Here is a 10,063-nt window from a genome sequence, read left to right as displayed (position 1 = left end):
CCTTCAACCGCCCTTTTTACAAGGTGGCCCAGGGGTATCGGGTGGAAGAGTATCCCGAAGGGGTTCGCGAGGTGTCTGAACTGGTAATGGGCCAGTTTCTCCCCGAGATGATCCGCAAAACAGGATCCCAATACGAGAACCTCGTCCTGATAGCCGATGGGATCTGATCCTTGTACAATTTCAACCTCTGTCCGCCATTTCATATGATTCCCCCTGAAATTTTATTTAAGGTACTCCCCTACAGCTTCAAGTGCCTTGGGGATACCCGAGGGATTTTTTCCCCCGGCCGTAGCGAAGAAGGGTTGTCCCCCTCCGCCGCCCTGTATGTGTTTTCCGAGCTCCCTGACAATCCTGCCCGCATCCAGGTCGCGCTCTTTGGCCAGATCTTTGGAAATATAACAACTCAGGACTGCCTTCCCTCCACGGCCAGACCCCAGGAGCAGAAAGAAGTTGTCGAATTCGGACCCCAGTTGAAACGCAAGGTCCTTCATGTCAGCGGGGTCCAGATCTACCTGCCCGGTGAGGAATTTGACCCCGTTGACCTCCCTGACCTTTTCCCTGAGTTCTTCCCTGATAAAGCGGGACTTTTCCCGTACCAGGCCCTCGATCTCCTTTTTCAGGCTGGTATTCTCATCCTGCAAACTGGAAACAGCCGAAACAGGGTCTGCTGAATTTTTCAGGAGGCCTTTAATCTGCTCCAGGGTTTCATCGTTCTTGTCGTAATAGGCCTGCACCGCATCCGAAGTAATGGCCTCTATCCTGCGAATTCCAGCTGCAATGGCCCCTTCTGAAACAATCTTAAAATGCCATATTTCAGCTGTGTTCTGAACATGTGTACCCCCGCAGAGTTCAATAGATTTTCCAAAACGAACCGTCCGTACTGTATTTCCATATTTCTCTCCAAAAAGGGCAATTGCCCCTTCTTCCATGGCTTGATCAAGAGGTATTTCCCGCTGTTCTTCAAGCGGGATCCGTTCACGAATCCGTCCATTGACAAATTGTTCGACCTGCCAAAGTTCTTCCTCGGTCATTTTACCAAAATGGGAAAAATCAAACCGAAGATATTTCGAGTGAACGGCAGATCCTTTTTGTTCTACGTGGTCCCCGAGTACGAGTCTCAATCCCTGGTGGAGCAAGTGGGTTGCCGAATGGTTTCGGGCCGTACGCATGCGCTGTTCTTCATCAACAACGGCTCTATAAGTGTCCTCGAGGGCCCTGGGCAGGGTTTTAGTAAAATGGAGTATCTCATTATTCTCCTTGCGGGTGTCTTCGATATAAAACACCTCCCCATCATCCGTTTTCAGATAACCCTTATCCCCGACCTGGCCGCCGCCTTCGGGATAGAAAGGGGTGCGATCAAAGACGAGTTGGTATAAAACGCCATCTTTCTTAGTATCCACCCGCCTGTACTTCCGAATCCGAATATCCGCTTGCAGCTCGTCGTATCCCAGAAACTCCGTAGTCTCTCCACTATCCAGGACCACCCAATCCTCTCGCGAAACCTCCGAGGCCGCTTTCGAACGGGTTTTCTGAGCCTGCATGGCCTTGTTGAATCCGGCTTCATCAAGGGAATACCCCCTTTCACTGAGGATTAAAGAAGTAAGGTCGATGGGAAACCCGAAGGTATCATAAAGTTCAAAAGCCTTTTCCCCATCTACTGTTTTGCCCTTAGTGCCTGCCAAGATTTGTTCAAGACGCGAAAGTCCCTGTTCCAGGGTCTTGAGAAATGAAAGCTCTTCTTCACGTATAACATTCTCGATAAGTTGCCGTTGTTCCGCGAGTTCCGGATAGGCATCCCCCATGGTCCGAACCAAGACCTTTACGAGATAATGCATAAAAGGTTCCTTTATTTTTAAAAAGGTAAACCCGTAACGAATGGCACGCCTGAGAATTCTGCGGATAACATAACCTGCCCCCGTATTCCCCGGGAGCTGGCCGTCTGCAATGGCAAAAGAAACCGCCCGGATATGATCTGCAATCACACGGATGGCTACATCGGATTCCGTGGACTGCCCATAAAGATATTTGGAAATTAATTCGATGGCACTGGTCAGTGGAGTAAACAAATCTGTATCATAGGTAGATTTCACATCCTGCAATACCATACACAGGCGCTCAAAGCCCATTCCTGTGTCTATATGCCGCTCAGGCAGGGGTTCCAATGTCCCTCCGGCCTTCCGGTTGAACTGCATGAATACAAGATTCCAGATTTCCACAACCTGCGGATGATCCATGTTCACCAGATCTGCCCCGGGCACCTTCAGGCGTTCGGCTTCCGGCCGGATATCGATATGGATTTCGGAACAAGGGCCACAGGGTCCCTGGGCCCCCATTTCCCAAAAATTATCCTTTTTTGATCCCATAAGGATACGCTCCTCGGGCAACAGGGATTTCCAGATATCATAAGCCTCCTGATCCCGCTCCAGAGCATCCGCATCCGAGCTCCCTTCAAATACTGTAGCATACAGTTGCCCCGGATCAATACCACAAACCCCAGTGAGAAATTCCCAGGCCCAGGTGATGGTTTCCTGCTTGAAATAATCACCAAAACTCCAGTTCCCCAGCATCTCGAACATAGTGTGATGGTAGGTATCCTTACCCACCTCCTCCAGGTCATTGTGTTTTCCACTCACCCTGAGGCACTTCTGCGTATCGGCCACCCTCCTGAATTCGGGTGTGCTGATACCGAGAAAAAACTCCTTAAACTGGTTCATCCCGGCATTGGTGAACAAAAGGGTGGGATCATCCTTCATGACCATAGGTGCAGAGGGGACAATCCGGTGATTTTTGTCCTTGAAAAAGGTTAAAAACTTATGACGTATTTCGCTGGAAGTCATAAACAATAAGGGCTTTCTTTAAAGTTAAGATTTTGTGCCAAACAATTTCTATATTTGTCTGAATCTGCTGTAATCGCACAAAAATAGGATAATTTACCTTTATGACTAAGGTTAAGTATTATTACGACCCGGATACTTTGTCTTACCGGAAAATCGAACCTAAAAAGTCGAAGAAGATCCGCAATATCCTTCTTTTTGGGGCAGGGTCCATCCTCTCAGGCCTAATCGGGCTTTTATTGCTGCTTAATGTAAATGTTTTGAATACTCCAAAAGAGCTTTCGCTCCAGCGGGAACTCAAGAATTATGAGTTACAGTTTGAAATCCTTAGTCGTAAAATGGAACAGATGGATGAAGTCCTGGCCAATATAGAGGAGCGGGACAACAACATTTACCGTATTTATTTTGAAGCGAACCCGATTCCCGAAGAACAACGAAGGGCAGGTTTTGGTGGGATTAACCGCTATAAATCCCTTGAAGGATTCAACAATTCCGACATGATCATCGGGGCCACCCGAAGGATGGAGATCATTCAAAAACAAATGGTGATTCAGTCAAAATCCCTGGATGAGATCACCAAACTGGCGGCAGAAAAAGAAAAATTACTCGCTTCCATTCCAGCCATTCAGCCGGTAAATAATGAAGAATTGACCCGGATGGCGTCTGGATTTGGATGGCGTTCGGACCCTTTCACCAAGGCGCGGAAAATGCACTGGGGGATGGATTTTACGGCACCCCGGGGTACACCTATCTACGCCAGTGGGGATGGCAAAATCAAACGGGCAGATAACAGGGCCTCCGGATACGGGAAGCATATTCGCCTGGAACACGGTTATGGATATATGACCATTTATGCGCACCTGAGCCGGTATAATGTAAAGGTGGGCGAGCAGGTGAAGCGGGGAGACCTCATCGGGTTCGTTGGAAGTACGGGGCGTTCTGAAGCACCGCACCTGCATTACGAGGTCTGGAAAGATGGAGATCGCATCAACCCGATTAATTTCTATTACGGCAGTTTGAGTGCCGAGGAGTTTGAGAATATGCTCAAATACGCCAATCAGGAAAATCAATCACTGGATTAATGCAAGTAGACCTTCCGGAAAAAAGGTATTATGGAATTGGCGAAGTCGCCAGGGCTTTTGATGTGAATACCTCCCTGATCCGATTCTGGGAGAAGGAGTTTGACGTTTTACAGCCTAAGAAAAACGCCAAGGGAAACCGAAAATTTACACCTTCTGACATTCAGAATCTGGAATTGATATATCATTTGGTAAAAGAGCGCGGTTTTACACTGGAGGGGGCAAAATTACACCTCAAAGAGAATCGCCAAAAGAGTTTGGAGACCTATGAAATCATTCGTAAGATGGAGTGGGTCAAAGCTGAATTGATTAAAATAAAAGAACAATTATAACCCGATTTACTACTTAACTTTTTAATACTGTACATTATGAAAAAATGGTTAATTCCTTTGATTATTATCCTTGTGATAGGTTTCGGAATCTATCAATGGGCTGTAGGCTTCAACAACACGGCCGTAGAATATGAAGCCAATGCGAAAACCGCCTGGTCCAACGTGGAGAGTGCCTACCAAAGGCGTAATGACCTGATCGGAAATCTGGTTAAAACCGTTCAGGGTGCCGCGGACTTCGAAAGGGGGACCCTTACCGATGTTATAGAAGCACGTGCTAAAGCGAGTTCAACGACAATAAATCCTGAAAACCTGACAGCCGAGAACCTGGCTGCATTTCAAGAGGCACAGGGGGGACTTTCCTCAGCCCTTTCGCGCCTCTTGGTCACTGTGGAACGGTATCCGGACCTCAAAGCCAATCAGAACTTCCTGGAATTGCAGTCTCAATTGGAATCCACCGAGAACCGGATCAATGTAACGAGAGATCGCTTTAATGAGGCCGTAAACACCTACGATATTCACACGACCAAATTCCCGAACAAACTGCTGGCCGGGTGGTTTGGTTTTGAAGAAATGTCCCGATACCAGTCAGATCCCGGTTCTGAAAACGCTCCGGATGTAAACTTCGAATTCAACAATTAGAACTTCCCTATGAGTGAAGTAGAGCGTTTCCTCTCGAGAGAAGAAGAAGAGGAAATCATTGTTGCAATCCGGGAAGCAGAGCGAGATACTTCCGGTGAAATACGGGTACACATTGAAAATGGCCTCGGAATGAACGCTATGGATCGGGCTAAAGTACTGTTCCACGAGCTTAGAATGGATAATACACGGAATTCCAATGGCGTTTTGATCTATATCGCTGTCCACGACCACCAGTTTGCCGTTTGTGGGGATAAAGGTATCTGTGAAGTTGTTCCCGATAATTTCTGGGATACCACCCGGGACCAGATTCAGAAGCACTTTGCAAAAAAAGCCTTCAAAGAGGGTATTATAGCAGGCGTTCTGAGTGCAGGCAAAGAGCTACACGCGCATTTTCCCTGGAATTCAGAAGACTCAAATGAATTGACCAATGAAATCTCTAAAGGCTAAGGCCATACTGTTCTTTACATGCCTGCTGGCCCTTCCGGCCGCGGGTCAGTATGAGATCCCCCCTAAACCTCCGGTAGCTGAGCAGACCAGTGTTTACGATTACATTGGACTGCTTGACGGGGTGGAGAAGTCCAGCCTGGAACAAAAACTGATTCGCTATTCAGACAGTACCTCTACCCAGATTGTGATGGCCATAATCGGCTCTACGGATGGTGAAAACATTCAATACCTGGGTGCCCAATGGGGCGAGGCCTGGGGAATCGGGCAGGACAAAGAGGACAATGGTATATTGATTTTACTGGCGCGGGATGACCGCAGGATCGCCATCAATACAGGCTACGGTGTAGAAGAGTTCCTCACGGATGCCCTCTCACGGCGTATCATCGAATCTGTGATCATTCCGGAGTTCCGAAATGGCGACTACTACGGGGGCCTGGATAAGGGGTCGGATGCTATTTTTGAAGTGCTCACGGGGCAATTCACGGCTCCCCCGGAGGTGAACTCAGTACAGGGCTTTCCTTTAGGCTCCCTACTTCCCTTTATCATATTTATCATCATCATCCTGGTCCTGGCCTCCCGAAATAAAGGGGGGAAAGGAGGAGGCAATCGCGGCCGGAGAGGAAGCGGACTCGATATCTGGGATATGATTATCCTCAGTAATATGGGGCGCTCCGGCGGATCCAGAGGTGGCTTCGGTGGAGGCGGTGGCTTTGGTGGAGGCGGTGGCTTCGGTGGAGGATTCGGTGGTGGCGGCTTTGGCGGAGGCGGGGCTTCCGGTGGATGGTAAAAAAAGCTTTCCTGAATTTAATCCATAATTCCACAGGGCGTCTGCCTACTGCAACTGCTACTGCATACTTTTCCTGTTCCTACCAGCTGAGAACTCCCTTTTGAACTTTGAACTTTAAACCTTGAACCCTTTTCCCGCCAATTGGCGACTCCAATAACCCAAGGCATTATTTCTTGCGCATAAAAATACTCATCGGAACCCCGGAAAAATCAAAATGCTCCCGCAGTTGATTTTCCAGAAAGCGTTTATATGGGTCTTTCACATACTGGGGGAGGTTGCAGAAAAATGCAAATTGGGGATACGGCGTTGGCAACTGAGTGCAGAATTTAATCTTAACGTATTTACCCTTGGTCGCCGGCGGTGGCCTTCTTTCAATAATAGGGAGCATGATGTCGTTCAGCTTACTGGTGGGTATGCGGCGGGAACGACTCTGATAAACTTCCACCGCCGTTTCCAACGCTTTGAGCACGCGTTGTTTATTTTTTACGGAAATAAAAAGAATAGGTACATCCGTGAAAGGCGAGATGACCTCCTTAATACGTTTGGTGTATTCTTTAACCGAGTTTGTATCTTTCTCTACGAGGTCCCATTTATTGACCAGGATAACAATTCCCTTGTTATTGCGATGCGCCAGCCAAAAGATATTCTGGACCTGCCCGTCGAAGCCCCGGGTACCATCCAGAAGCAATAAACAAACATCTGAATGCTCTATGGTACGGACCGAGCGCATAACCGAATAAAATTCCAGGTCCTCCTTTACCTTGGCTTTTCTTCGAATCCCCGCGGTGTCGACCAACTTAAAATCAAAACCAAACCGGTTGTAGGTTGTGTCGATACTATCGCGGGTGGTCCCGGCCACATCGGTGACGATATACCTTTCTTCACCCAAAAGGGCGTTGATAAATGACGATTTCCCCGCATTGGGGCGGCCCACGACAGCAAAACGAGGCAGGTCGTCCTCCGGGAGTGCCGCATCGGGCAGCACCTCAACCAGGGCATCCAGCAATTCTCCGGTACCGCTACCGTTAATACTGGAAATGGGGTATATTTCCCCGAGACCGAGATTGTAGAATTCAACTGCATCTTCCTGCCTTTTAACATTATCCACCTTATTGACCACCAAAAAAACAGGCTTTTCTACCCGGCGCAGCAAGCGTGCTACATCCTGGTCCATTCCCGTAATTCCGGTTTCGGCATCCACCATAAAGAAAATAGCATCTGCCTCGGCAATGGCCAGTTCCACTTGCCGGTCTATTTCCTTTTCAAAAACATCTTCACTACCCACTACATAGCCCCCGGTATCGATAAGGGAAAACTCCTTACCGTTCCAGTCACTTTTGCCGTAGTGCCGGTCACGTGTAACACCTGAGACCGAATCCACAATCGCTTCCCTCCTTTGAATCATACGATTAAAGAGGGTGGATTTCCCAACATTGGGTCTTCCCACTATGGCTACGATTCCCGACATATTCTGGTTTTGGCCACAAAGGTAGTGTTTACCTGTAGATAATAAACGTGCAACTTAAATTGAGAAGCGGTAGCAAACCCGATTGTCTCCCACAGCAACAATACCTCCGTAAATGTTGTGCTTCTCAATTATATGAAGTAAAACGAACTCACTTCCCACAACCCGCTATCCGTTTTTTTTAGTACCTTTCTTTATAAAGGAATCGAGAAAGCCCACAGGCTGAAATTCCTCGCTTTTTTCAAGGATATCCAGCACTACGCTGCCATGGCCTGAGGCACCAAAAATGAGAACATTTTTCATTAATTGTGCATTTCATCGATGTTTTAATACTGTTTATCGATAATTCAAATATAGAAAAATATATCGATCTCTGATTTCGGTCCAGCGATTTCTATCCTAAGAGTTCAAAAATGGGGATAGTTGCAGAACCAAATTAAACCAATGGAGAAACCCTCGATTATAGAGCTTCCAAATGAAATTGTACTGCGGCCCCGGTTTCAGGATCACCTGGACGAAGGCGCCTCAGAGGTGTTGGAGCGTATCGAGAAAGCTGAAAAAAAGCCCATTCGCGTCAAACGAATGGACGACCACCTGTTTATTAGTTTTAACGATGCTGAGCGGCATTTCTGGTCTCCCCAACTGCAGTTGGAAATTCTGGATGAAGAACACGGGGGTTGTAAGGTATACGGACTCTATGGGCCGAATCCCACATTGTGGACTTTTTTTATGTTCCTGCACTTCGGGGTAGCGACCCTCTTTATCATACTCGGAATCTGGGCCTACAGTAGTGCCTCTTTGGGAAGACCTTATGGAGTACTCGTCGGTGGCATGGTCGCCATGCTCGTCATTTGGTTCGCTTTTTACGCCTTTGGGAGGGCTGGTCGGGCCAAGGGAAAGCCACAGATGCGAGAACTTTATCGGTTTTACCAGGGGGCACTCAAAGCGTAACTATTTGGAATTATATCCGAACCGCCTCAGCTGCCGGGCATCGCTGCGCCAGTTTTTATTGACCTTTACAAAGAGCTCTATAAATACTTTTTTATCGAAAAAGACCTCCAGGTCTTTGCGCGACTCAGTACCCACCCGTTTCAGGGCGCTTCCCTTATGTCCTATGATGATTCCCTTTTGTGAATCCCGCTCCACCATAATCACTGCTCCAATCCGGATGATATCGGCTTCTTCTTCAAAACGCTCCACCTCAATTTCCACTGAATATGGGATCTCTTTTTTGTAGTGCTTCAGGATTTTTTCCCGGATGACCTCACTGACAAAAAAACGTTCCGGTTTATCCGTGAGCTGGTCTTTATCGAAAAAAGCAGGGCCCTCGGGCAGCAATTCGAGGATACGATCGAAAACAGGTTGAATATTAAAACTCTCCAGAGCGGAGATGGGAAAGATTTCAGCCTCGGGTAGCAGATCCTTCCAATAGGCTACCTGAAGCTCCAATTGCTCCTGGTCGGTGGTGTCAATCTTATTGATCAAAAGCAGGACCGGGCTCTTAATTTTGCGGATCTTCTCCAGAAACCGCTCGTCCTTCAAACCCTTCTCCCCGATTTCCACCATATAAAGCAGGATATCGGCGTCGTCCAGGGCGGTCTTCACAAAATCCATCATGGATTCCTGAAGGGCATAGGCAGGCTTGATGATCCCCGGGGTATCGGAAATGACCATCTGAAAGTCCTCTCCACTCACGATACCGAGGATCCGATGCCGGGTTGTCTGGGCTTTGGAAGTAATTATGGAAAGGCGCTCCCCAACCAATGCGTTCATCAGTGTGGACTTACCCACATTGGGGTTGCCTATGATATTTACAAAACCGGATTTATGCACGCTCATCTTTCAGTTGGGCAAAATAACGTTTCATCTCCCGGTTTACCCTCGGTGCGAGGTATAAAACGGCGAGCATGTTAGGAATACACATCAGGGCATAAGCCAGATCGATCAGGTTGACCACCAGATCGACGGAAGCTACCGCGGCAAAGGTAATGGTCGCCACGTAGTAGTAGTTAAAATATTTCCCAATTCTCGGATTGGTAAGGAAAGTCAGGCATTTAACCCCGTAATAAGAATAGGTAAAAAGCGTAGAGAGGGCAAAGGCACTGACCACCACCATAAGCAGCACATCCCCGTAACCAAACAGCGATTTCTTAAAGGCGATAAGGGTCATCAGGATCCCATTGCTCTCGGCCTCCAAATAAGCCCCGCTCAATAGGATGACAATGGCAGTTAGCGTACAGACCACAATCGTATCGATAAAAGGGCCTAACATGGAAACCAGGCCTTCCTGGACGGGCTCTTTTGTTTTGGACTGCCCGTGGTACATCGGGGCACTGCCCAATCCGGCCTCGTTGGAAAATACGGCCCGACGCACGCCGAGGATAACCAGCCCCCAGAATCCCCCGGTAAATGCCGTTTTGAAATTAAAGGCCTCGGTAACGATGAGCTTCAGGGCGGGGAAAATCTCACTGGCATTATTG

12 protein-coding genes are annotated in these 10,063 nt (G+C 48.0%); 6 read left to right on the top strand and 6 right to left on the bottom strand.

The window, feature by feature from the left end; genetic code table 11:
- On the bottom strand, positions 1-203 hold a 203-nt coding region (locus WBV75_RS10045; protein ID WP_424120486.1), incomplete at its 3' end, for a GSCFA domain-containing protein.
- A gap of 18 nt (positions 204-221) precedes the next feature.
- Positions 222-2,837: an alanine--tRNA ligase gene (gene alaS / locus WBV75_RS10040; protein WP_424120485.1), complete on the bottom strand. Its 2,616-nt coding sequence runs from the start codon at positions 2,835-2,837 to the stop codon at positions 222-224.
- Between the two features lie 101 nt (positions 2,838-2,938).
- On the opposite strand from alaS, the gene WBV75_RS10035 reads away from it, so the two are divergent.
- The 5 genes from WBV75_RS10035 to WBV75_RS10015 are packed head-to-tail and all read left to right on the top strand — an operon-like array spanning position 2,939 to position 6,118.
- On the top strand, positions 2,939-3,916 hold the full coding sequence (locus WBV75_RS10035) for a M23 family metallopeptidase (RefSeq protein ID WP_424120484.1): 978 nt from the start codon (positions 2,939-2,941) through the stop codon (positions 3,914-3,916).
- A complete protein-coding gene (locus WBV75_RS10030) occupies positions 3,916-4,245 on the top strand; it encodes a MerR family transcriptional regulator (protein ID WP_424120483.1) in 330 nt (109 codons plus the stop codon). The genes WBV75_RS10035 and WBV75_RS10030 overlap by 1 nt, the downstream gene beginning before the upstream one ends.
- Positions 4,246-4,281: 36 nt before the next feature.
- Positions 4,282-4,884 carry a LemA family protein gene (locus tag WBV75_RS10025; protein ID WP_424120482.1) on the top strand — a complete coding sequence of 201 codons (603 nt, stop codon included), beginning with the start codon at positions 4,282-4,284 and terminating at the stop codon, positions 4,882-4,884.
- A 9-nt stretch (positions 4,885-4,893) separates the two neighbouring features.
- Positions 4,894-5,331, top strand: coding sequence for a TPM domain-containing protein (locus tag WBV75_RS10020; RefSeq protein WP_424120481.1), 438 nt, complete (start codon positions 4,894-4,896; stop codon positions 5,329-5,331).
- On the top strand, positions 5,312-6,118 hold the full coding sequence (locus WBV75_RS10015) for a TPM domain-containing protein (RefSeq protein ID WP_424120480.1): 807 nt from the start codon (positions 5,312-5,314) through the stop codon (positions 6,116-6,118). The genes WBV75_RS10020 and WBV75_RS10015 overlap by 20 nt, the downstream gene beginning before the upstream one ends.
- 166 nt (positions 6,119-6,284) lie before the next feature.
- Here the strand turns inward: WBV75_RS10015 and der are convergent, their stop codons facing one another.
- Positions 6,285-7,586 carry a ribosome biogenesis GTPase Der gene (gene der / locus WBV75_RS10010; protein WP_424120479.1) on the bottom strand — a complete coding sequence of 434 codons (1,302 nt, stop codon included), beginning with the start codon at positions 7,584-7,586 and terminating at the stop codon, positions 6,285-6,287.
- Between the two features lie 165 nt (positions 7,587-7,751).
- Positions 7,752-7,886, bottom strand: coding sequence for a hypothetical protein (locus WBV75_RS10005; protein ID WP_424120478.1), 135 nt, complete (start codon positions 7,884-7,886; stop codon positions 7,752-7,754).
- Positions 7,887-8,027: 141 nt separating this feature from the next.
- Between WBV75_RS10005 and WBV75_RS10000 the strand changes: the two genes are divergently transcribed.
- Positions 8,028-8,534, top strand: a complete 507-nt coding sequence (locus WBV75_RS10000) for a GTP-binding protein (RefSeq protein ID WP_424120477.1) — start codon at positions 8,028-8,030, stop codon at positions 8,532-8,534.
- Here WBV75_RS10000 and era read toward each other — a convergent pair whose 3' ends face one another.
- Complete coding sequence (gene era / locus WBV75_RS09995) at positions 8,535-9,422, bottom strand: GTPase Era (RefSeq protein WP_424120476.1); 888 nt, start codon at positions 9,420-9,422, stop codon at positions 8,535-8,537.
- Positions 9,409-10,063 (bottom strand): alanine:cation symporter family protein (locus WBV75_RS09990; protein ID WP_424120475.1); only part of this gene is annotated, 655 nt, incomplete at its 5' end. The genes WBV75_RS09990 and era, both read right to left, overlap by 14 nt.

It is taken from the genome of Robiginitalea sp., assembly GCF_049588695.1.
Classification (GTDB): domain Bacteria; phylum Bacteroidota; class Bacteroidia; order Flavobacteriales; family Flavobacteriaceae; genus Robiginitalea.
The sequence above is the reverse complement of the archived record's forward strand: the minus strand, read 5'-3'. Positions and strand labels throughout refer to the sequence as shown.

Excerpts from the sequence above, each read along its gene's own strand:
- alaS (WP_424120485.1), bottom strand. The coding sequence starts at position 2,837 with ATGACTTCCAGCGAAATACGTCATAAGTTTTTAACCTTTTTCAAGGAC.
- WBV75_RS10035 (WP_424120484.1), top strand. The coding sequence starts at position 2,939 with ATGACTAAGGTTAAGTATTATTACGACCCGGATACTTTGTCTTACCGG.
- WBV75_RS10030 (WP_424120483.1), top strand. The coding sequence starts at position 3,916 with ATGCAAGTAGACCTTCCGGAAAAAAGGTATTATGGAATTGGCGAAGTC.
- WBV75_RS10025 (WP_424120482.1), top strand. The coding sequence starts at position 4,282 with ATGAAAAAATGGTTAATTCCTTTGATTATTATCCTTGTGATAGGTTTC.
- WBV75_RS10020 (WP_424120481.1), top strand. The coding sequence starts at position 4,894 with ATGAGTGAAGTAGAGCGTTTCCTCTCGAGAGAAGAAGAAGAGGAAATC.
- WBV75_RS10015 (WP_424120480.1), top strand. The coding sequence starts at position 5,312 with ATGAAATCTCTAAAGGCTAAGGCCATACTGTTCTTTACATGCCTGCTG.
- der (WP_424120479.1), bottom strand. The coding sequence starts at position 7,586 with ATGTCGGGAATCGTAGCCATAGTGGGAAGACCCAATGTTGGGAAATCC.
- WBV75_RS10005 (WP_424120478.1), bottom strand. The coding sequence starts at position 7,886 with ATGAAAAATGTTCTCATTTTTGGTGCCTCAGGCCATGGCAGCGTAGTG.
- WBV75_RS10000 (WP_424120477.1), top strand. The coding sequence starts at position 8,028 with ATGGAGAAACCCTCGATTATAGAGCTTCCAAATGAAATTGTACTGCGG.
- era (WP_424120476.1), bottom strand. The coding sequence starts at position 9,422 with ATGAGCGTGCATAAATCCGGTTTTGTAAATATCATAGGCAACCCCAAT.